Genomic DNA, 22,971 nt, shown 5'->3' on the forward strand with positions numbered 1-22,971 from the left:
TTTATTTGGTTTCTACTTAATGGATGTGAGTAAAGGTAACGACTTGGCTGCCGTCGTTACAGTTTTTCTGTTCAATGATGCTTTGCAGCGTAACGCTGCTGAGGTAGTCATTGATGGTTTTGTTTAAATTTTCCCAAAGGTCGTGCGTCAGGCAGGGCGCGCCGTGGTGGCAGTTGGCTTTGCTGCCGCAGCGGGTGGCGTCCAGCCGGTCTTCGGCGGCGGCGATGATTTGGGCGATGTTGATTTCCGATGCGGGGGCGGCGAGGATGTAGCCGCCGCCCGGGCCGCGCAGGCTTTCGACCAACTGCGCGCGGCGCAGCTTGCTGAAAAGCTGTTCGAGATAGGATAGGGATATGCTTTGGCGTTCGCTGATGGCACTGAGTTTGACGGCGCCGGTTTGCGCGTTCATGGCCAAATCGATCATGGCGGTTACAGCGAAGCGGCCTTTGGTGGTCAGTCGCATGATTTGTGCCTGTTCGGGTATGTGTTAGGCTGTTTTTGTAATGTGCCGATTGTCTAATATCTGAGTGATTCAGTCAAGTATGTAGTCCGTTTGGCGGACCGGCGCCACGAGGGGCGCGCAGGTAGGCTGCTGTAATCGGGTTCGGGTGAAAGTTTTTATTAATCCTGTATTTATATCGGATTGTAACGAGTCGGAACGGGAAACGGCGGCAAACCTTTCCGCTGAAAGCGTTTGCATTATATTTGCGATTGATATAGATTATCGAAATCTGAGTATTTCAGGTGGGTAAGAGGCCGTCTGAAAAGCAGTGTTTCAGCCTGCTATTTTAAATTTGAATAACATCATGCAACAAACCCCTATATCCCCAGAGGTAAAATCAATATGAAACGCGATTTGAGCAAAATGACCTGTATCGAAGACCTGCGCCTTGTTGCCAAGCGCAAGATGCCGCGCATGTTTTACGATTACATCGATTCAGGTTCTTGGACGGAAACCACCTACCGCGAAAACACTTCGGATTTCAAAGACATCCGCTTCCGCCAAAAGGTATTGGTCAATATGGAAGGCCGCAGCCTGGAGACCAAAATGATTGGGCAGGATGTGAAAATGCCGGTAGCGATTGCGCCGACGGGCTTTACCGGCATGGCACACGCCGACGGCGAAATCTTGGCGGCGCGGGCGGCGGAGAAGTTTGGCATTCCGTTTACGCTGTCCACCATGTCCATCTGCTCGATTGAAGATGTTGCCGAAAACACCAGCGCGCCGTTTTGGTTTCAGCTTTATGTGATGCGCGACCGTGAGTTTATGGAAAACCTGATTAAGCGTGCGAAAGATGCCAAATGTTCGGCGTTGGTTTTGACCGCCGATTTACAGGTTTTGGGGCAACGCCACAAAGACATCAAAAACGGCCTGTCCGCACCGCCGAAACCGACCATCGCCAATTTAATCAATCTGGCGACCAAGCCCGAATGGTGTATGAAAATGCTGAACACGGAACGCCGCACGTTCCGCAATATCGTCGGACACGCCAAAAACGTCGGCGATTTGTCCTCACTGTCCTCATGGACTTCCGAACAATTCGACCCGCGCCTGAGCTGGGACGACGTCGCCCGCATTAAAGATTTGTGGGGCGGCAAGTTGATCATCAAAGGCATTATGGAACCTGAAGATGCGGAAAAAGCAGCGAAAAGCGGCGCGGACGCATTGGTCGTTTCCAATCACGGCGGCCGCCAGCTCGACGATACCGTATCCTCCATCAAAGCCTTGCCCGACATCGTCAGCGCAGTCGGCAGCGACATCGAAGTCTGGATGGACAGCGGCATCCGCAGCGGTCAGGACATCCTCAAAGCATGGGCCTTGGGCGCAAAAGGCACGATGATAGGCCGCGCGTTCCTCTACGGCTTGGGCGCATACGGCGAAGAAGGCGTTACCCGTGCGCTGGAAATTCTGTATAAAGAAATGGACGTATCCATGGCGTTTACCGGCCATCGCAATATTCAGGACGTCGATGCCGGTATTTTGCAAAGTACGCGTTGGTCTGAAGGTATGTTTTGATTCCGTTTTCCGTTAAGCGGCGTTGCATGAACGTATTGTTTCTCCCTGAATAATGTTGGTCATGCGATGCCGCGACGTTGATGAGGCCGTCTGAAATTTTCAGACGGCCTTTTCTGCGGCAACGGCCTGCACAAAGGTAATTTTTATGTTAAAGTCTGATTTTAATAACTCGGCGGTTTGGCCGCCACAGGGGCTGTTTGAATTTAAAATCAGGATTCGGTGCGGTACGTTTGGCAACGCATATTTTTGAAAGTGCCGACGTGAGCTGTAAGGCCGTCTGAATTTTAAGTTTAAGCAGCTTTTTTAGTGTGTGCAGGTTTGGAGGAGACGGTTATGCAGCCCTGGCAGCTACCCGAACATGTTGCCGATATTCTGCCTACTGCCGCGAGACAGTTGGAAAGCGCCAGAGAGCAGGTTTTGGAACTGTTCCGCGTGCACGGTTACGAATTGGTGCAGCCCCCCCTGATGGAATACAGCGGTTCGCTGCTGACCCATATCGACGAAGGATTGTCGCTGAAAACCATCCGTGTGGCCGACCAGATTAGCGGCAGGCAGCTCGGCATACGCGCGGACATTACGCCGCAGGTGGCGCGTATCGATGCGCACTTGTTATCGGCCAACGAAGGCATCAACCGCCTGTGTTATGCCGGCCCGGTGCTCCATGCGAGACCCGACGGCCTGCTCAATACCCGCGAGCCTTTGCAGGTCGGCGCCGAACTGTACGGTTTCGCCGGTATTGCCGCCGATATAGAGTTGATTGATTTGATGCTTAAAAGCATGGGAATTGCCGATATAGGCGGAGTTTTACTGTCGCTGGGCCATATCGGCGTGTTCCGTGCGTTGGCGCGTGCGGCGGATTTGGACGAGGCGCGGGCCGCCCGTTTGCTGTCGCTGATGCAGGATAAAGATGCCGCTGCGGTTTCCGAACAGGTTGCGGCTTGGCGGCTTGATGGGATGTGGGCTAAGGCGTTTGCCCTGCTGCCGACGCTCTACGGCGGCAGGGAAATACTGGCCAGGGCGCGCGCCGAATTGCCGGATTTGAGTGCGGTCGGCGAGGCGCTGGACGAGTTGGAGGCCGTCTGTAAGGCATTCCCTTCGCAACAGGTACACGTCGATTTATCCGAATTGCGTGTGGACGAATACCACACCGGCCTGCTCTTTGCGGCCTACGGCAGCAACTGCCGCGAGGCGGTGGCGCGCGGCGGACGTTACGACGGTTTGGGCGCGTATTTCGGACGGAGCCGTCCGGCGACCGGTTTCAGTTTCGACATGCGCACGTTTGTCGGCAGGCTGCCCGCCATCAAACGCCTGCCGCTGGTGGCCGTGGCGCATGAGGATGCGGAAGAGGCTGAGGAAGCCATCGGGCGGTTGCGCGCGCAGGGACAGTGCGTCGTGGTGGATTACGGCGTCGGATACAATGGTTCGCAAGATGTTTCGGGCCGTCTGAAAAAGACGGAATCGGGATGGGAAGTTTTTAAAATTTAACAATATCTAGAATTATAAGGTTTGGCTATGACTAAAAATGTAGTGGTAATCGGCGCCCAATGGGGCGACGAGGGTAAGGGTAAAATCGTCGACTGGCTGGCGGAAGAAACGTCGGGTGTTGTGCGTTTTCAAGGCGGCCACAATGCAGGGCACACTTTGGTGGTGGGCGGTAAAAAAACCGTGTTGCGCCTGATTCCGAGCGGCATCCTGCATGAGAGGCTGGATTGCTTCATCGGTTCCGGCGTGGTCGTTTCCCCCGAGGCGCTGTTGGGCGAAATCGACGAATTGAACGCGGCCGGCGTGAAAAACGTGGAAGGCCGTCTGAAAATCGCGCCGACCTGCCCGCTGATTCTGCCTTACCATATCGCTTTGGACCAGGCGCGTGAAGCCTCCAGAGGAAAAAGCAAAATCGGCACGACCGGTCGCGGCATCGGTCCGGCTTACGAAGACAAAGTCGCCCGTCGGGCCATCCGCGTGGTGGATTTGCTCCGTCCTAAGCAGCTGGCCGAAAAGCTGGAATCGGTTTTGGCCTATTACAATGTCCAGTTGCAGCATCTGCATGGTGCCGAGCCGGTAAAGGCGGAGGACGTGATGGCCGTCATTGAAAAAATCGCGCCGCGCATCGTGCCGATGATCACCGACGTTTCACGCGTGCTGACCGAGAAAAACCGCAAAGGCGAGCAGTTGTTGTTTGAAGGCGCGCAGGGCACGCTGCTGGACATCGACTACGGGACTTATCCGTTCGTAACCTCGTCCAACTGCTTGGCGGGAGCCGCGTCTGCCGGAGCGGGCGTTGCGCCGCAAATGCTGGATTATGTGCTGGGTATCGTCAAAGCCTATACTACCCGCGTCGGTTCCGGACCGTTTCCGACCGAATTGTTTGACGAAGTGGGCGCGGGATTGGCCGAGCGCGGCAATGAATTCGGTTCGGTAACCGGCCGTGCGCGCCGTTGCGGCTGGTTTGATGCGGCTGCGTTGAAACGCTCTATCCAAGTCAATGGCATTTCGGGTATGTGCATCACCAAACTGGACGTCATGGACGGTATTGAAAACATCAATATCTGCGTCGGTTACGAACTGCCCGACGGCAGCAAGACCGACATCCTGCCTTTCGGCGCGGATGCGGTGGCAGGCTGCAAACCGGTTTACGAAACTATGCCGGGTTGGAAGGAATCGACGTTCGGCGTGAAAAGTTATGACGCATTACCGGACAATGCCAAAGCCTATCTGAAGCGTATCGAGGAAGTTTGCGGCGCACCCGTGGCCATTGTTTCCACCGGTCCCGACCGCGAAGAAACCATCGTATTGCACCATCCGTTTGCCTGATGCCGATGCCGACGGTTTTAAAAAGAAATGCGCCCCGCAGCCAGAATGCTTGCGGGGCTTTTTAATATTGGTTTACGAAGATTGGAGGCCGTCTGAAAAGATTTGTTGTCTTTAAAGTTGCAGATACGGTTTTCAGACGGCCTCATAATATTCATTCTTAAGGTATAAGAGAATGGGTGCGCCTGTGCCGGTTTTCAAATAAATCCGCACGGATATTTGATATACATCAAGCGTTTGTGTCGCGTGTAGTAATGTTTCAGAATCGGTATTACTTTGAGCGGGCAATAGTGATATTATTTTAAATAACAAGATTTTTTTAGTATTGTATCCAACCGATTCATCTGATTAGGAGCTTGATATGTCAACCGATATACAACAACGCCCCGCCGCTTGGGAAGGTTTTGTCGGCGGTAATTGGGAAACCAATGTCGACGTGCGCGATTTTATTCAGAAAAACTACACGCCTTATGAAGGCGATGCGTCTTTCCTCGCACCTGCGACCGAGGCTACGACCAAATTGTGGGCGGAAGTGATGGAAGGCATCAAAGTCGAAAACCGCACGCACGAACCTTACAAAATCGACGCGCAAGTCGTGTCCGGCATTACCAGTCATGCACCGGGCTATATCAATAAAAATTTGGAAACCATCGTCGGTCTGCAAACAGACGAGCCTCTGAAACGCTCAATCATGCCGTTTGGCGGTTTGAAAATGGTACAAGACGCATGCAAGGTGTACAACGTCGAGTTGAACCCCGAAGTCAGCGAAATCTTCACCAAATACCGTAAAACCCACAACCAAGGCGTGTTTGACGTTTATACGCCCGACATCCGCCGTTGCCGCAAATCCGGTGTGATTACCGGCTTGCCGGATGCTTACGGCCGCGGCCGCATCATCGGCGACTACCGTCGCGTGGCGTTGTACGGTATCGATTTTCTGATGGCCGACAAATTCAACCAATTCAATTCGCTGCAAGCCGATTTGGAAAACGGTGTGAATCTGGAAGAAGTTATCCGCCGCCGCGAAGAAATCAATGACCAATACAAAGCCTTGGGTCAAATGAAAGAAATGGCGGCCTCTTACGGCTACGACATTTCCGGCCCTGCGAAAAATGCGCAAGAAGCCATCCAATGGACTTACTTCGCCTACCTTGCCGCCGTTAAATCGCAAAACGGCGCCGCCATGTCGTTCGGCCGCGTGTCTTCGTTCTTGGATATTTACATCGAGCGCGACCTGAAAAACGGCGTGATTACCGAAACCCAAGCGCAAGAGTTTATCGACCATTTGGTGATGAAACTGCGTATGGTTCGTTTCCTGCGCACGCCCGAATACGACCAACTCTTCTCCGGCGACCCAATTTGGGCAACCGAATCCATCGGCGGTATGGGTTTGGACGGCCGCACGCTGGTAACGCGCACCAACTTCCGCGTGCTGCACACCCTGTACAACATGGGTCCGTCTCCCGAACCGAACATTACCGTGTTGTGGTCCGAACAACTGCCGCAAGGCTTTAAAGAATTTTGCGCCAAAGTGTCCATCGACACTTCGTCCATCCAGTATGAAAACGACGATTTAATGCGTCCGGACTTCAACAGCGACGACTACGCCATTGCCTGCTGCGTCAGCCCGATGGTAATCGGCAAACAAATGCAGTTCTTCGGCGCACGCGCCAACTTGGCGAAAACCCTGCTGTACGCAATCAACGGCGGCGTGGACGAGAAATCCAAAGACCAGGTCGGCCCGAAAACCGAACCGATTATGGACGAAGTCTTGGACTACGACACTGTCTTTGCGCGCATGGACAAATTCATGGATTGGCTGGCAACCCAATACGTTACCGCGCTGAACATCATCCATTACATGCACGACAAATACAGTTACGAAGCTGCGCTGATGGCGCTGCACGACCGCGACGTGAAACGCACTATGGCTTGCGGTATCGCCGGTTTGTCTGTGGCCGCCGACTCGCTGTCAGCCATCAAATACGCCAAAGTCAAACCGATTCGCGACGAAAACGGTATTGCCGTCGACTTTGAAATCGAAGGCGAATATCCGCAGTTCGGTAACAACGACGACCGCGTGGACGACATCGCCTGCGACTTGGTGGAACGCTTCATGAAAAAAGTGGCAACCCACAAAACTTACCGTAACGCAACGCCGACCCAGTCCGTGCTGACCATTACCTCCAACGTCGTGTACGGCAAAAAAACCGGCAACACGCCGGACGGCCGCCGCGCAGGCGCACCGTTCGGTCCGGGTGCCAACCCGATGCACGGCCGCGATGTCAACGGTGCCGTCGCTTCGCTGACCTCCGTAGCCAAACTGCCGTTCGAGTTTGCCAAAGACGGTATTTCCTACACCTTCTCCATCGTGCCGGGCGCATTGGGCAAAGATGAAAACTCCCGCGAACGCAACCTCGCAGGCCTGATGGACGGTTACTTCCACCACGAAGAAGGAGAGGTGGAAGGCGGCCAACATCTGAACGTCAACGTGCTGAACCGCGAAACGCTGAAGGATGCGATGGAAAATCCCGATAAGTATCCGCAGCTTACCATCCGCGTATCGGGTTACGCCGTCCGCTTCAACTCGCTGACCCGCGAACAGCAGCAGGACGTGATTACCCGCACCTTTACTGAAACCATGTAACCGCCTGCGGAGAGGAAATAATGCCGGAGCCGTCCGGCATTATTTCTGCAAACCCGAACCATAACGCCGAAACCGTTTTTCAGACGGCCTCTTCAGCTTAAAGGCAGTCTGAAAACCCAGCATCCCGAACCATTATGCAGACCTACACCATCAATTCCGAAACGCACCCGCCCGCAAAAGACATGGGCCACCGCCATTATCAGGGCAAAGGCATCGTACACTCCGTCGAATCGTGCGGCACGGTGGACGGCCCCGGCCTGCGGTACGTCCTGTTCCTGCAAGGCTGCCTGATGCGCTGCCTGTACTGCCACAATCGGGATACATGGGATTTCCATACCGACAAATGTCAGGAAATGACCGTCGAGCAGGTGATGAAACAGGTAATGTCTTACCGCCATTACCTGGAGGCAACGGGCGGCGGCGTAACCGCAACCGGCGGCGAACCGCTGTTGCAATACGAATTTGTGCGCGACTGGTTCACCGCCTGCCGCGAACACGGCATCCATACCTGTCTTGACACCAACGGCTACGCGCTGCATTACGATTCCATCTTGGAAGACCTGCTCGACCATACCAATCTCGTCATGCTGGACTTGAAACAGATAGACCCCGAAATCCATAAGGTGCTGGTCGGCATTCCCAACACCAAAACGCTGAATTTCGCCCGCTATCTGGCCGAGCGCGGACAGTCTACCCGTGTGCGCTACGTTATCGTTCCCGGCTATACCGACGACGAGCGTTCCGCGCATCTGTTGGGCGGGTTCATCGGGGATATGGAAAATGTCGGCGCGGTCGAACTTCTGCCGTATCACGAACTGGGCGCGCACAAATGGGCATTGTGCGGCGACGAGTACAAACTGAAAGGCGTGCACCCGCCGCCCAAAGAGGTTGTGCTGAAGATTAAGGAAATCTTGGAAGGGTACGGAAAATCAATCATTTATTAAGTTAGCCGGAACACCCGAAAACGAGTTTTATCGTTTAATTCCTTGTTTGTGGAACAAATAAGAAGGCGCGGCAGCCGGATATTTTCGCTATATAAATTTTCAGACGGCCTCAACAGACCTCGGTGTTTGTTGAGGCCGTCTGAAAATTTATATAGCTGTAAAACACCTCATTTCCGATACGCTGCTTACCAACCGCCGTCATTCCCGCGCAGGCGGGAATCTAGGCCTGTCGGTGCAGAAACCTGTCGGAAAAAAGGTTTTCTAAATTCTACATTCTGGATTACCGCCTGTGCGGGAATGGCGGCTGATGGCAAGTGATGTATCGAAAATCAAAGTAAATTGGTTATATAAGTCTGTCCTGCAATATCGGAGGATTGCGGAAAGTAAAAGGCCGTCTGAAAACCTCGAATCAGGGTTTTCAGACGGCCTGTTTGACTTTCTCCGCGTCAGAATTTCGCTTGCAGCCTCAGCCATGCGGTACGGCCGGGTTCGTTGACGCGCAGGGTTTGCGTGCCGGCGGAGGGGTCGCCGCCCCTGCTGACGAATTCGGCATAAGTTTTGTTGAACACGTTGTCTATGCCGCCTTGCAATGTAGCGTATTTGCTGAATTTCCAGCCGGCGTTGAGCGAGAGTACGCCGAAGCCGGAAGATGCGCCGATGTCCTGACCGACGATATTGCCTTGACCTTTGCTGTAACGGTTTTGTTTGGCTACTACGCGCCATAACGCGCCTGCGCTGAATTTGCCGTTGTCAAAGGCGAGGGTGTTGTTCCATTCCAGCGGCGGAGTTTGTGCCAAAGGTTTGCCGTCGGTACGGTTTTTGCCGTAGGTATAGGCGAGGCTGCTGCCGATTTCCCAGTTGGGCGCAAACGTCCATTTGACTTCGGCTTCACCGCCGAAACGCGAGGCGTTGATGTTGCGCACGCCCAAGTTCATACCTTGGCGTTCCATCAGGATGAAGTTTTTGACATCGCTGCCGAATACGGATACGTGGAGGTTGGGGCGTTTCCAGATGATGCCTGCATCGATTTGGCGGTTTTGTTCGGCGTGGATGGCTTTCTTTTCAGAACGCAGGCGTTCTCAGTAGTCGGGCGCGCGCTCGGCAATGCCGAATCCTGCGTAGTATTTCAAGCCGTTATCCGTGTTTCGTTCCCAACGCAGGAAGCCGGAATCCAAGTTGAATTTCTGATGTTTCAAAGCGGGGTCGGTAACGCTTGCGGTATCGTAATGCGCTTTGACCTGGTCATGGCGCAAGCCTGCCACCCAACGTTGTTTGTCGGTTTGCTGCCAAGCGGCTTCAGTGAAAATGCCCCATTGTTTGAAACTTTGGTTGGGCATGTAGGGCTTGTGGCGGTAGCCGTCGCCGCCGCGCTCATTGCGCACGACGTGGACGTCGTCCAGATAGTCCAGACCTGTTTGCAGATTGAGTTTGTCCCAGTCGAAGGTGGCTTTCAGACGGCCTGTGTCGGTATTTCGTTTGGGGTTGTTGGCGTTTTTAATTTGTTTGCCTGCCGGATTGCGGATGGTGCGCAGGCTGTATGTGTCCATAACGTGGTCGATTTCGCTTTTGCCGTAGCGCAGTTCGAGTTCGCTGAACCAAGGGGTGAGGTTGCGCTGGGTAAAGCGGACATTCCATGCGTCGCGGTCGAATTTGCTGCCGTCCATCATGCGGTCGGCGTAGGCAACCTTGGCTCTGCTGCGCTCGTATGTGCCGGCGATGGTGGTGTTTTCGGTCGGGGAGATGCCCAGTTGCAGCATTTGGCTGTCGCGTTTGAAATTGGAGTGGACGCGGTTGCCGTCGCCGTCTTTGTAGTCGTCGGCTTCGTTATGGGAAATATTGCTGCGGACGTAGCCGTATTTGCCGCCGAACTCGGCTTCAAGCGAGCCGTCGCGGCGGTCGTTGCTGCCTGCGGTCAGAGTAGCGTTGACGTTGTAGGGTTTTTCGCTGAAATCAGGGTCTTTACGGATAAATTGCACCGAGCCGCTGACCGAACCCATGCCCTGGGTTACGGTTTGAGGGCCTTTGGTAACGACGACTTTGTCGAAAGAGTTCGGGTGAATGTAGGCAGTCGGCGGATCCATACGCATACCGCAGCCGCCGTAAATAAACTGGTCGTCGGCGTTAACGGACAAGCGCGAACCGCCCAAACCGCGGAATAGCGGATCGCCCGAGCTGCCGCCTTTGCGGATGATGCTCATGTTGGGCACGGATTGTAAAAGGTCTGCGCCGTCTCCGGCAGGGAGGGGTTGCAAAGCAGCTTTGGGGTTGAAAGTAATGCTATTGGCTTTTTGTTGTTGTGTGCCGGTAACGGTGACGGGGGAAAGGGTAACGGTTTCTTCAGCGACGGGTTCTGTATCTGCCCAAGCCTGGGATACGGCAAGGACAAGCGGCAGAACGAGTAAAGACGGGCGTCTCATTTGGGTGCTCCTTTTATGTGTGTAGTCCGTAGGTTATAGAAGTCTAATACTTTAGTAGTATATACGAGGTCGGTTAATTTGTGAAATGACAAAACAGGGGTTGTTTAATTTAAGTCAATATTTTTATAGCATATAGTCAACAGGTAAATTTTTGATATGGTGAAATATTTAAAGAAAACAGCAACGGGCATATTTCGATAGGCTTCCCCGCCGGACAAGGAAAGGACAAAATTGTCGTTGCGGCAAAAAGGCCGTCTGAAACATTTTTCAGACGGCCTTCCGCTTATCACGCCGTTAAATCGAATATTCAATCAACTCGTTTTGCGAGAACACATAAACCTGTTTCGGCACCAATGCCAATTCCCGCCCTGCGGACAAATCCAGCCTTGACGCGTCGCTGCCTGCCAGCGTGATATGTACGTCCTGTTTGCCGTGTTTCACCAAAACGTGCGTCAGTGCGCCGACGGCGTGGATTTTTTCGATTTCGGCGCGGATCATCGGGGTTTCGTGTTCGGCGGCGAGCTGCCATTCGTGCGGGCGGATGTAGCCGGTGGCGGTTTGTTCCTGCCATTTGTATTGCGCGTCCAATTTCCACGCGAAGCCGTTGTAGTGCCAGATGCCTTTTTCGATTCTGCCTTCGAAGGCATCGGTTTCGCCGAGAAATTCGGTAACGAAGGCGTTTTCGGGTTTGCGATAAATGGCTTCAGCGCTACCGGTTTGTTCGATTTTGCCGTGGTTCATGACGACGATTTCGTCGGAAACTTCAAGGGCTTCTTCTTGGTCGTGCGTCACCAGAATGCTGGTTACGCCTAGGTTGTGATGGATATCGCGCAGCCAGGTACGCAATTCTTTGCGCACTTTGGCATCCAACGCGCCGAAGGGTTCGTCTAGAAGCAGGAGTTTAGGTTCGACCGCGAGGGCGCGGGCGAGGGCGATGCGTTGGCGTTGGCCGCCGGAGAGCTGGTGCGGATAGGATTTGGCGAGGTGGGAGAGCTGCACGAGTTTGAGCAATTCTTCGACTTTGGCGCGGATTTGTTCTTTGGACGGGCGTTCGGACTTGGGCAATACGGTCAAACCGAAGGCGACGTTGTCAAACACGTTCATGTGGCGGAAGAGGGCGTAGTGTTGAAACACGAAACCGACTTTGCGCTCGCGCACATGCTTGGCGGTTACGTCTTGCCCGTCAAAGAGGATATTGCCGCCGTCGGCGTTTTCCAGTCCGGCGATGATGCGCAGGAGCGTGGTTTTGCCGCAGCCGGAAGGGCCGAGCAGGGAAACGAGTTTGCCGGTAGGGACGTTGAGGTTGATGTTTTTCAGCGCGTGGAAATTGCCGAAGTGTTTGTTTAAGTTTTGGATGGTGATGCTCATGCTGCGTTCCTTTCGGCGGCGGCGAGTTTTTTATCTTGTAATTTTGTGATGATGTTCTGCACCGCCAGCGTCGCCAGTGCTAAAAGTGCCAATACGCCGGAGAGGGCGAATGCGCCGGTGAAGTTGTATTCGTTGTAGAAGATTTCGACCAAAAGCGGGATGGTGTTGGTTTCGCCGCGTATGTGTCCCGATACCACGCTGACCGCGCCGAACTCGCCCATCGCGCGGGCGTTGGTAAGGATAATGCCGTAGAGCAGCGCCCATTTGATGTTGGGCAGGGTAACGCGCCAAAACATCTGCCAGCCGCTTGCACCGAGTATCAGCGCGGCCTGTTCTTCGCTGTCGCCCTGCGCCTGCATCAGCGGGATGATTTCGCGCGCGACAAAGGGAAAGGTAACGAACAGCGTCGCCAGAATAATGCCGGGGATGGCGAAGATAATCTGTATGCCTTGCGCTTCCAGCCAGCCGCCCAATGCCGTGTGCGCGCCGAACAATAAGACGAACATCAAACCGGCCACCACGGGTGATACGGAAAACGGCAAATCGAGCAGGGTGGTCAGCAACTGCTTGCCGCGGAAGTCGAAACGGGTCAGCAGCCACGCCATCGCCACGCCCAAGACGGCATTGACGGGAACGACCACCGCGGCAGTAATCAGGGTGAGCTTGATCGCCGCCCACGCTTCGGGGTCGGTAAGGGATTGCAGGTACAAATCCCAACCGCCTTTCAGCGCCTCGTAAAACACGGCGACAAGCGGTACGACCAGCATCAGCAGCAGGAACCCCAGCGCGACGGCGGTCAGCAGCACGCGCAGCCAGCGCGGTTCGGTCAGGTTGGGATTGGCGGAATAGGGTTTCATGGCGGTGGTGTTCTCTGGTTGGTTTTAAGATGTTTGGAGGTCGTCTGAAAAAACCGTTTTCGTGGGGCGGATTCGTTTTCAGACGACCTTTTATTGATTAAGGGAATAAAAACGTCTAGCTACCGTCATTCCCGCGCAGGCGGGAATCCACCACAGGGCAACAGGAAAACAGAAAATAAATAAGGCAGCCGAAATTCACCAATGGATTCCCGCCTGCGCGGGAATGACGGCAACAGCGTAGTTCAGGTTTTCAGACGACCCCTCAACCCTTCGCTCCCGAACGCCTGCTCAACGCCCACTGCATCACATTTAACGCAAACAGAATCACAAACGAAACCAGCAGCATAAACAACGCCACCGCCGATGCGCCCTGTACGTCGAACTGTTCTAGCTTACCCGTAATAATCAGCGGCAGGATTTCGGAAACCATCGGAATGTTGCCCGCGATAAAAATCACCGAGCCGTATTCCCCCGTTGCCCGCGCGAACATCATGCCCGCGCCGGTTAAGAGCGCCGGCGTGATTTCCGGCAGCAGCACGCGGCGGAACGTCGTGAAGCGGTTTGCCCCCAAAGTCGCCGCCGCTTCCTCATATTCGCCCGACAATTCCTCCAATACCGGCTGCACGGCGCGGACGATAAAAGGCAGGCTGACGACGACCAGCGCAATCCAAATGCCGACGGGCGTAAACGCGATTTTGATGCCCAAAGGCTCGAAAAATCGGCCGATCCAACCGTTGGGTGCATATAGGGTCGCCAACGCGATGCCCGTAACCGCCGTCGGCAGCGCAAACGGCAAATCGACCAGCGCGTTCACCAGCCCCTTGAGCGGAAATTCATAGCGCACCAACACCCACGCCACCAGCGTGCCGAACACGACATTGGTCAGCATCGCATAAAACGACATCCGCAAACTCAGCCACACTGCCGCCAACACGTTCGGCTCGGCAATCGTGTTCCAAAAGCCGCCCCAACCGATTTCCGCCGCCTTCGCCGCCATCATCGCAAACGGCAAAACCACCAGAAGCGACAGGCACAATACGGTCAGGCCGAGGCTGATTTTGAAGCCGGGCAGTACGCTGGGCGTTTTGAGCAGTAACATAATCGGGATTTTGAATGATTGAAAGCAGGTGTTACTTTACTGAGGCCGTCTGAAAAAAGGAAAGAATGGTTTGTTTGATGCAAAGATGATTTTGTTATAAAAGGCGCACGGCCTTTTTTCAGACGGCCTCCGACGGAAAATGCCGGGAGATAAGGGCGAGCAGAAGAAAAGGCCGTCTGAAACGGACAAACCGATGTTTCAGACGGCCTTTATTGAAATCAAGCTGTAAAACAGCCTTATTGAAGCTGCACGCCGAAAGGCATATCGATTTTCTGCCATTGCGTGCTTTCGTAGGCGAGCGCGTCGCCGATAAGCGGGTGCTGTTCCAGCCAGTTCCGGCTGATGCGCAGCATGAAGCCTTTTCCCGTGTTGTCGGGGCGGAGCTGGGTAAACGGCGGCAGCTCCAGCGGCATCCGCGCGCGGCAGAACAGGGCGGCGAGGCGCAGCGACAGGATGGCGTACCACATCATTTCGTTGCTGCCGACGATTTCGGTCATTTTTCTGACCTCGCCGCGGTGTCCCAATACCAGTTGCGCCAGCACGGACTGTTCTTTGCGCGAAAAACCGGGCATGTCGGCGTTTTCCAAAATATAGGCGGAATGTTTGTGGTAGCCGGTATGCGAAATGTCCAGCCCGATTTCGTGCAGGCGGCCGGCCCAGCTCAGATACTGTTTCCATAAAGTCAGGCTTTGCACGGGCACGTTGTGTTCGTGGCAGAGGCTTTCCATGAATTTTTGCGCGGTATCGGCGACGCGGTTGGCCTGGTTGAGGCTGACGTGGTAGCGGTGCTGGAATTCCGCCGTGGTCTGCTCGCGCATGTCTTCGTTGAGGCTGCGGCCGATAAGGTCGTAGAACACCCCGTCGCGCAGGGCGGCTTCGGTTACCGTCATTTTGCGGATTTCCAGCTCTTCGAAGGCCGCCATCATGACCGCCAAACCGCCGGTAAACACTTCCACACGCTCCGGTTTCAGGTTCTCGAATTTGGCTTTTTTCACCGAACCCGCAGCGGTGATGCGCTCGGCCAGTTTTTTCATGCCTTCGTAGGTGATGTCGGCTTCCTGCGGATATTCGGCCGCCAGCACGTCGCGGATGGATTTGGCCGAACCGGAGGTGCCGATGGCGAAGTCCCAGCCTGCGCGCTTCATCAGCTTGCTGATGCGCTGGATTTCGTTGCGCGCGGCGGCGATGGCCGCCTGAAAGTCTTTATTGCCGATTTTGTTTTGGAAAAAACGCATACTGTATGTAACGCAACCCAGCGGCAGGCTTTCGGTATGGGTCGGCCGCAGGTCGGAGCCGATGACGAACTCGGTCGAACCGCCGCCGATGTCGATAACCAGCATCCGGTCGCCGTTGGGCGGCAGAGTGTGGACGACGCCGGTATAAATCAGGCGTGCCTCTTCGCGGCCCGCAATCACTTCTATCGGAAACCCCAGCGCGGCTTCGGCTTTGGGAATGAAGCGGCCGATATTTTTGGCGACGCGGAAAGTGTTGGTCGCCACGACGCGCACCTGTTCCGGTTGGAAGCCGCGCAGCCGTTCGCCGAATTTGGCCAGACATTCCAAGGCGCGTTCCTGCGATTCTTCGCTCAGGTTTTTCTGTTCGTCCAAACCGGCGGCAAAGCGCACCATCTGTTTGAAGGAATCGATGATTTTCAACTGGCCGTTGTGGTTTTCGCAAATCTGGAGGCGGAAACTGTTGGAACCTAAATCGACGGAAGCGAGGACGTTGGTCGGGATGGCAGTCATGACGGTATACCGGTTGGTTGGAATGCCTGTATGTTACCCTTTGCCTTGAGGACTGTCATCTGCTTTACGATTTACGATTTTCGGTTTTCCGCTTTATAAGAGGGCGGGATAATTTTATAATAAGGCCGTCTGAAAAAGGTTTTCAGACGGCCTGCCGATAACACCGATAACCTGCTTGGCTGCATTATGGAAAAAAACACTCTTATTCAATCACCCGTATCTTTGCAACGCCGCCGCCTGCTGTTTGCCGGAAGCGCGCTGCTTTTATCGCCTTCGCTGGCGCTGGCCGGCGCGCAACGCGAAGAAACCCTGTCGGACGACGTCGCTTCGGTGATGCGCGGTTCGATTAACAACGTCAATCCGCCGCGGCTGGTGTTCGCTTCCGCGCAGGAAGGCGAACGCTGGCTTTCGGCGATGTCGTCCCGTTTGGCAAGATATGTGCCCGACGAAGGCGAACGCCGCCGCCTGCTGGTCAACATCCAGTATGAAGCCAGCCGCGCCGGGCTGGACCCCCAAGTCGTACTCGGACTCATCGAAGTGGAGAGCGCGTTCCGGCAATACGCCATCAGCGGCGTCGGCGCGCGCGGCCTGATGCAGGTCATGCCGTTTTGGAAAAACTATATCGGCAAACCGTCGCATAATCTTTTCGACATCCGCACCAACCTGCGCTACGGCTGCACCATCCTGCGCCACTACAATAATCTGGAAAACGGCAACCTTTACCGCGCGCTGGCGCGCTTCAACGGCAGTCTCGGCAGCGGCAAATATCCGAACGCCGTTTTGGGTGCATGGCGCAACCGCTGGCAGTGGGGCTGATTCCCTCGTGCACGGCCGACATGCAAAAACAAGCCGTTCCTGTATAATCCGACCTTTCTCCCGCCGGCCGTCTTTCAGACGGCCTGATGCGGATATATACCGGCGGACGGCGATGTCCGGCAACAGGTTCAAGTGTTCCGGCTTTTCCGAAAGGCCGTCTGAAAATAATTATGGCAAGACAAAACCACACTCAAATGTTTCCGTCCGAATGGCGGGCGGGCGTAACGCTGTCGGGCGTGTACGCGCTGCGTATGCTCGGCATGTTTCTGGTGCTGCCCGTATTGTCGCTGTATGCGGCGTCGCTGCCCGGCGCGGAAAACAACAAAACGCTGGTCGGCATGGCGATGGGCATCTACGGATTGACGCAGGCTGCGTTGCAGTTGCCGCTGGGCATCGCATCCGATAAGTTCGGCCGCAAAAAAGTCATCTACGTCGGTTTGATAGTTTTTGCCGCAGGCAGTTTTCTTGCCACCGCCGCCGATTCGCTGCATATGCTGGTGGCGGCGCGGGCGGTGCAGGGTGCGGGTGCGGTCAGCGCGGCGGTAACGGCGCTTTTGGCGGATTTGACCCGCGATGAAGTGCGTACCCGTGCGATGGCCATGATAGGTTTGAGCATCGGCCTGACTTTTTCCGTCAGTCTGGTGTTGGCGCCAGTAATTGCCGATTTTATCGGCGTGCCCGGCCTGTTTATGCTGACCGGCGCACTGACCGTTTCCAGTATCGCCGTGGTGGCATGGATGACGCCCAATCCGGAAGTGTCGAAATTCCATGAAGACGCACAAACCCAGCCGTCACGTATGGGCGAAGTGTTGAAAAACCGCCAGCTTTTGACTTTGGATTTCGGTATTTTCGCCCTCCACGCCGCACAGATGGCCTTGTTTACCGCATTGCCGTTTGCGTTGGAAAATCTGGGGCTGATGAAAATCCAACACTGGAAAGTCTATCTGCCTTCCACCGTTACGGGCCTGATTGTGATGGTTCCGCTGATTATCGTCGGCGAAACGCGCGGCAAACTGAAGCAGGTGTTCGTGCTCGGTATCGCCTGCATCGCGCTGGCGCAGGCGGGATTGCTGTTCGGCCTGCATTCGGTTTGGCTGATTACCGGCTATCTGGTCGTTTACTTTATCGGTTTTAACGTATTGGAAGCCAGCCTGCCGTCGATGGTGTCGAAAATTGCACCGCCCGACCTCAAAGGTACGGCGATGGGGGTGTACAACACATTACAGTCGGTCGGCCTGTTTGTCGGCGGTGCATCGGGCGGGTTGCTGTTCCAGCATTACGGTTTTGCCAGCATCTTCGCCTTTTGCTGCGTATTGATGGGGGTGTGGTTGTTGATTGCGCTGTGCTCGCCCGCACCGAATCCCGTGAAAAACATCAGTATGCCGGTCGGAACGCAATGGCGCGGCAATACCGATTTGCTCTTCTGTGCTCTGTCGGAGTTGGACGGCGTAGAAAGCGTCGCATTCAGTGCCGACAGGCAAACTGTTTATATCAAGGCGTTGCAGAAAGGGTTTGACCAAGAGGCCGCCGAAAAAATCATTTCAGGAGTTTAAACATTATGTCATTGAACAAAGTCATCCTTATCGGCCGCTTGGGACGCGACCCCGAAGTCCGCTATATGCCCAACGGCGAAGCCGTCTGCAATTTCAGCGTTGCCACCAGCGAAACCTGGAACGACCGCAACGGCCAGCGCGTAGAACGTACCGAATGGCACAACATCACCATGTACCGCCGTTTGGCCGAAATCGCCGGCCAATACCTGCGCAAAGGCAGCCAAGTTTATCTGGAGGGCCGCATCCAAAGCCGAAAATATCAAGGCAAAGACGGTATCGAGCGTACCGCATACGACATTATCGCCAACGAAATGAAAATGTTGGGCGGGCGGAATGACAACAGCGGCGGCGCACCTTACGACGACGGCGGTTACAACCAAGGCGGCTACCAGCAACAGGCACCGCAGCAGCAATACCAAGCCGCCCCGCAAAACCAAGAACCCCCTGCCGCTCCCCGCCGCCAAGCCCCAGCAGCACCGGCAGCTCCTGTTGAAGACATCGACGACGATATTCCGTTCTAGCCTTGATACCTGTTTGGAGGCCGTCTGAAAAATTCATACAATGTTTCAGACGGCCTGTAACTGTAACGATTTGGGTACATTGTCTGATAAAAAACCGATTGGTCGTTGCAGTTTTGATGGTTTTTGGTAAAATGAACGTGTCAGAAATTATCCATACAAGCCGCCGAATCCGCGCGGCTTGTATTTTTATTTATTGCTTTACCGGAGGGGCCGTCCGGTATAACAGGCTGGAAATCATATATTGAAGGCGGGGTAGGCCGCTTTAACGGAGAGTAAAGATGCAAAAAATCCCATTGACCGTGCGCGGAGCCGAGTTGCTGAAGCAGGAATTGCAACACCTTAAAAGCGTCGCACGTCCCGAAATTATCGAAGCCATCGCCGAAGCCCGTTCGCACGGCGATTTGTCTGAAAACGCCGAATACGAAGCCGCCAAAGAAAAACAAGGCTTTATCGAAGGCCGCATTTCCGAATTGGAATACAAATTGTCTGTGGCGCACATCATCAACCCGGCCGAAATCCACGCCGAAGGGAAAATCGTATTCGGTTCGACTGTAACGTTGGAGGACATGGAAACCGAAGAACAGGTTACCTATCAGATCGTAGGGGAAGACGAGGCAGACATAAAAGAGCGCAAAATTTATGTAGGCTCCCCGATTGCCCGTGCCCTTATCGGTAAAGAAGAAGGCGATGTAGCCGAGGTACAGGCGCCCGGCGGCGTGCGCGAGTATGACATCATCTCTGTCGAATATATTTGATTTTCGAATAGTTGAGGCCGTCTGAAAAGTTGGAGATTCAACTTTCAGACGGCCTCTGTTTTTGAGTTATCCGAATTGTTTGACCGCCAAGCAGTCCGTTCGGCATATGGTGCGGTATTTCGCGCATGTTTTGGCGAGATATGTGATCGTTGATATTGATAAAGTGTTTGTTGCGTTCCGAATGCTATAAATAGTTTTGAGGCCGTCTGAAAATATTTTTTCAGACGGCCTTTCCAAACGGATGTGTCGGGTTGTATCAGGCTTCAGGATTTTTACGCCACAAAACCAAAAGCTTGCCGATGTGCTGTACGGGTTGTGCGTCGACAGCTTCGCACAATGCGTCGCAAATGGCGATACGCTCGGCACGGTCATCGCCGAAGATGCGGATTTTAATCAGTTCGTGCGCGGTCAGCGCGGCATCGGTTTCTTTGATGACGGCCTCGGTCAGACCTTGTTGTCCGACCATAACTACGGGGTTGAGGTGGTGCGCGCGTGCTTTTAATTCCAAAATTTCTTTTGTGCTCAGTTTTTCGTTGGCCATTTTGTTGTACTAAATAAGGATAATGAAGCCTTATTGTACGCGAATCGCGGTATGGCTGCATCGGATTTTGTCGGCAGATTCAGGTATTCCTGCGGAAAAGTAACGTACAATAAAACATTTTGATAAAGCGGAAATAAACGATGGCGGTTCACTCGAAATCTTCTAAGGCATGGTTGCATGAGCATGTTAACGACCATTATGTGCATATGGCGCAAAAAGACGGCTATCGTGCACGCGCGGCATATAAGCTTTTGGAAATTAATGAGAAAGATAAATTAATCAAGCGGGGAACAGTGCTTGCCGATTTGGGCAGTGCGCCGGGAAGTTGGTCGCAGGTGGCGGCAAAGTTGGTCGGTGATTCGGGCAAGGTGTTTGCGTTGGATATTTTGCCGATGGACGAAATTGAGGGCGTTTCTTTTATCCAAGGCGATTTTCGGGAAGACGATGTGTTGGCACGGTTTGAATCTTTATTGTCCGGCCGGCCGTTAGACCTTGTAATTTGCGATATGGCGCCCAATATGTCGGGTAACGCCGTCACGGATCAGGCGCGCAGTTATTATCTGTGCGAGTTGGCTTTGGATTTTGCCGCCAACCATCTGAAAACAGGCGGCAATTTTTTGGTTAAAGTATTTCAGGGTGCAGGATTTCAGGAGTATACGGCGGCCATGCGTGCGGTGTTCGGTACGGTGCAGACACGCAAGCCGGAGGCATCCCGCAATCGTTCCAGTGAGATTTATTTATTGGGCAGAAATAAACGCTGACAAGGTGTGCTGCCTGCTTTAAAATCTTCCTTTCATTTACCTTTTTATGGAGCCTGTTTCAGTGGGGAATACCATTAAACATTTGCTGGTCTGGTTGGCCTTGGGCGTAGCTTTGATGGCTGCGTTCAATGCAATCAGCGAGAAGCGTGAAAATAGCCAACAAATCGAGTATTCGCAGTTTATCCAACAGGTAAACAGTGGCGAAGTATCCAGCGTCAACATCGAAGGGTCTGTTGTCAGCGGCTATCTGATTAAGGGCGAGCGCTCCGATAAGAGTCCGTTTTTTACCAATGCGCCTTTGGATGACAACCTGATTAAAACATTGCTGGACAACAAAGTCCGCGTGAAAGTAACGCCGGAAGAAAAACCGAGTATGCTGGCCAGCCTGTTTTACAGCCTGCTGCCCGTATTGCTGCTGATTGGCGCGTGGTTCTATTTTATGCGTATGCAAAGCGGCGGCGGAGGCAAGGGCGGTGCATTCTCTTTCGGCAAAAGCCGCGCCCGCCTGCTGGATAAAGATGCCAACAAAGTTACTTTTGCCGATGTTGCCGGTTGCGACGAAGCGAAAGAAGAAGTACAGGAAATCGTTGATTATCTGAAAGCGCCGAACCGCTATCAAAGTTTGGGCGGCCGTGTGCCGCGCGGTATTTTGCTGGCAGGCAGCCCGGGTACGGGTAAAACTTTGTTGGCAAAAGCGATTGCAGGTGAGGCAGGTGTGCCGTTTTTCAGTATTTCCGGTTCTGATTTCGTCGAAATGTTCGTCGGCGTCGGTGCAAGCCGTGTGCGCGACATGTTCGAGCAGGCGAAGAAAAACGCGCCGTGTATCATTTTTATTGACGAAATCGATGCCGTAGGCCGGCAGCGCGGTGCCGGTTTGGGCGGCGGTAACGACGAACGCGAACAAACCTTGAACCAGCTTTTAGTGGAAATGGACGGTTTTGAGAGTAACCAGACCGTTATCGTCATTGCCGCGACCAACCGTCCCGACGTGCTGGATCCTGCCCTGCAACGTCCCGGCCGTTTCGACCGACAAGTGGTTGTTCCGCTGCCTGATATTCGCGGCCGTGAGCAGATTTTGAAAGTGCATTCGAAAAAAGTGCCTTTGGACGCATCCGTGGATTTGGTTTCATTGGCGCGCGGCACCCCTGGGTTTTCCGGTGCGGATTTGGCAAACTTGGTTAACGAGGCTGCCCTGTTTGCTGGCCGCCGCAACAAAATCAAAGTTGACCAAAGCGATTTTGAAGATGCCAAAGACAAAATCTATATGGGCCCCGAACGCCGCAGCATGGTGATGCACGAAGACGAAAAACGCGCCACTGCCTACCATGAAGCGGGTCATGCGATTGTAGCGGAAAGCCTGCCGTTTACTGATCCCGTCCACAAAGTAACCATCATGCCGCGCGGCCGTGCGCTGGGTCTGACTTGGCAGCTTCCTGAACGCGACCGTATCAGCATGTATAAAGACCAAATGCTGAGCCAGCTTTCCATTTTGTTCGGCGGCCGTATTGCCGAAGACATTTTCGTCGGCCGTATTTCTACCGGAGCATCCAACGATTTCGAGCGTGCCACCCAGATGGCGCGCGAGATGGTAACGCGTTACGGCATGAGCGACAAAATGGGCGTGATGGTTTATGCCGAAAATGAAGGCGAAGTGTTCCTAGGACGCAGCGTTACCCGCTCGCAGCATATTTCCGAAAAAACCCAGCAGGAAATCGATGCTGAAGTACGCCGCATTTTGGACGAACAGTATGCAGTCGCTTACAAAATCCTAGATGAAAACCGCGACAAAATGGAAACCATGTGTAAAGCCTTGATGGAGTGGGAAACCATTGATCGCGATCAGGTGCTGGAAATTATGGCGGGCAAACAGCCCAGCCCGCCTAAGGATTACAGCCACAACCTGCGACAGGATGAGGAAGGTGAAGCATCTGAAGTCCAGGCAACGGATACTATCCAACCGGCAGAGGCCGAACCTGAACCGATGCCGATAGAGGCTCAGGAAAATAGTCGGGATAAAGCCTGATTGGGCGATAGAGAAACGGCGGTTTGTGGAATACCGCCGTTTTTATTTTTGAATCGTAAAACAGGCCGTCTGAAATATTCAGACGGCCTGTTTGTTTAT

At 54.0% G+C, this 22,971-nt stretch carries 17 protein-coding genes and 1 pseudogene; 11 read left to right on the forward strand and 7 right to left on the reverse strand.

The window, feature by feature from the left end:
* Positions 1-16: 16 nt before the first annotated feature.
* Entirely contained in the window at positions 17-463 is a 447-nt protein-coding gene (iscR, locus tag ACI43T_RS06275; RefSeq protein ID WP_009173148.1) for a Fe-S cluster assembly transcriptional regulator IscR, read from the reverse strand.
* A gap of 381 nt (positions 464-844) precedes the next feature.
* Here iscR and ACI43T_RS06280 point away from each other — a divergent pair, with 381 nt between their 5' ends.
* From ACI43T_RS06280 to pflA, 5 genes are all read left to right on the forward strand, one after another.
* Positions 845-2,017, forward strand: a complete 1,173-nt coding sequence (locus ACI43T_RS06280) for an alpha-hydroxy acid oxidase (RefSeq protein WP_405385956.1) — start codon at positions 845-847, stop codon at positions 2,015-2,017.
* A gap of 333 nt (positions 2,018-2,350) precedes the next feature.
* Complete coding sequence (locus ACI43T_RS06285; protein ID WP_405385958.1) at positions 2,351-3,502, forward strand: ATP phosphoribosyltransferase regulatory subunit; 1,152 nt, start codon at positions 2,351-2,353, stop codon at positions 3,500-3,502.
* Positions 3,503-3,529: 27 nt separating this feature from the next.
* The gene (locus tag ACI43T_RS06290; protein WP_377080832.1) at positions 3,530-4,828 is read left to right on the forward strand and encodes an adenylosuccinate synthase; all 1,299 of its coding nucleotides are present in this window, start codon (positions 3,530-3,532) and stop codon (positions 4,826-4,828) included.
* A gap of 358 nt (positions 4,829-5,186) precedes the next feature.
* Positions 5,187-7,472 (forward strand): formate C-acetyltransferase, encoded by a 2,286-nt coding sequence (gene pflB, locus ACI43T_RS06295; RefSeq protein WP_405385961.1) that lies wholly within the window; start codon positions 5,187-5,189, stop codon positions 7,470-7,472.
* Positions 7,473-7,606: 134 nt separating this feature from the next.
* A complete protein-coding gene (gene pflA, locus ACI43T_RS06300) occupies positions 7,607-8,416 on the forward strand; it encodes a pyruvate formate lyase 1-activating protein (RefSeq protein WP_308022767.1) in 810 nt (269 codons plus the stop codon).
* Positions 8,417-8,862: 446 nt separating this feature from the next.
* Here pflA and ACI43T_RS06305 read toward each other — a convergent pair.
* From ACI43T_RS06305 to ppx, 5 genes and pseudogenes are all read right to left on the reverse strand, one after another.
* Positions 8,863-10,833, reverse strand: a pseudogene (locus tag ACI43T_RS06305) (TonB-dependent copper receptor).
* 294 nt (positions 10,834-11,127) lie between these two features.
* Positions 11,128-12,201: a sulfate/molybdate ABC transporter ATP-binding protein gene (locus tag ACI43T_RS06310; RefSeq protein ID WP_003778776.1), complete on the reverse strand. Its 1,074-nt coding sequence runs from the start codon at positions 12,199-12,201 to the stop codon at positions 11,128-11,130.
* Positions 12,198-13,058 (reverse strand): sulfate ABC transporter permease subunit CysW, encoded by an 861-nt coding sequence (gene cysW / locus ACI43T_RS06315; protein ID WP_003743550.1) that lies wholly within the window; start codon positions 13,056-13,058, stop codon positions 12,198-12,200. The genes ACI43T_RS06310 and cysW overlap by 4 nt, the downstream gene beginning before the upstream one ends.
* A gap of 262 nt (positions 13,059-13,320) precedes the next feature.
* The gene (cysT, locus tag ACI43T_RS06320) at positions 13,321-14,157 is read right to left on the reverse strand and encodes a sulfate ABC transporter permease subunit CysT (RefSeq protein ID WP_003759178.1); all 837 of its coding nucleotides are present in this window, start codon (positions 14,155-14,157) and stop codon (positions 13,321-13,323) included.
* Between the two features lie 236 nt (positions 14,158-14,393).
* Entirely contained in the window at positions 14,394-15,902 is a 1,509-nt protein-coding gene (gene ppx / locus ACI43T_RS06325) for an exopolyphosphatase (protein WP_377081992.1), read from the reverse strand.
* 186 nt (positions 15,903-16,088) lie between these two features.
* On the opposite strand from ppx, the gene ACI43T_RS06330 reads away from it, so the two are divergent.
* From ACI43T_RS06330 to greA, 4 genes are all read left to right on the forward strand, one after another.
* Positions 16,089-16,718, forward strand: a complete 630-nt coding sequence (locus ACI43T_RS06330) for a lytic transglycosylase domain-containing protein (protein ID WP_314106366.1) — start codon at positions 16,089-16,091, stop codon at positions 16,716-16,718.
* Between the two features lie 170 nt (positions 16,719-16,888).
* Positions 16,889-18,271: an MFS transporter gene (locus tag ACI43T_RS06335; RefSeq protein ID WP_377081995.1), complete on the forward strand. Its 1,383-nt coding sequence runs from the start codon at positions 16,889-16,891 to the stop codon at positions 18,269-18,271.
* Positions 18,272-18,276: 5 nt separating this feature from the next.
* A complete protein-coding gene (locus ACI43T_RS06340; protein WP_377081997.1) occupies positions 18,277-18,792 on the forward strand; it encodes a single-stranded DNA-binding protein in 516 nt (171 codons plus the stop codon).
* Positions 18,793-19,070: 278 nt separating this feature from the next.
* The gene (greA, locus tag ACI43T_RS06345; protein ID WP_293276378.1) at positions 19,071-19,547 is read left to right on the forward strand and encodes a transcription elongation factor GreA; all 477 of its coding nucleotides are present in this window, start codon (positions 19,071-19,073) and stop codon (positions 19,545-19,547) included.
* A gap of 256 nt (positions 19,548-19,803) precedes the next feature.
* On the opposite strand, the gene yhbY is transcribed toward greA, so the two are convergent.
* The gene (gene yhbY / locus ACI43T_RS06350; protein ID WP_009173168.1) at positions 19,804-20,088 is read right to left on the reverse strand and encodes a ribosome assembly RNA-binding protein YhbY; all 285 of its coding nucleotides are present in this window, start codon (positions 20,086-20,088) and stop codon (positions 19,804-19,806) included.
* Positions 20,089-20,228: 140 nt separating this feature from the next.
* On the opposite strand from yhbY, the gene ACI43T_RS06355 reads away from it, so the two are divergent.
* On the forward strand, positions 20,229-20,849 hold the full coding sequence (locus tag ACI43T_RS06355; protein WP_405385967.1) for an RlmE family RNA methyltransferase: 621 nt from the start codon (positions 20,229-20,231) through the stop codon (positions 20,847-20,849).
* Positions 20,850-20,910: 61 nt separating this feature from the next.
* A complete protein-coding gene (gene ftsH / locus ACI43T_RS06360; RefSeq protein WP_405385969.1) occupies positions 20,911-22,872 on the forward strand; it encodes an ATP-dependent zinc metalloprotease FtsH in 1,962 nt (653 codons plus the stop codon).
* Positions 22,873-22,971: the final 99 nt, after the last annotated feature.

Source organism: Neisseria oralis (assembly GCF_045062685.1).
Taxonomy (GTDB): Bacteria; Pseudomonadota; Gammaproteobacteria; order Burkholderiales; family Neisseriaceae; genus Neisseria; species Neisseria oralis.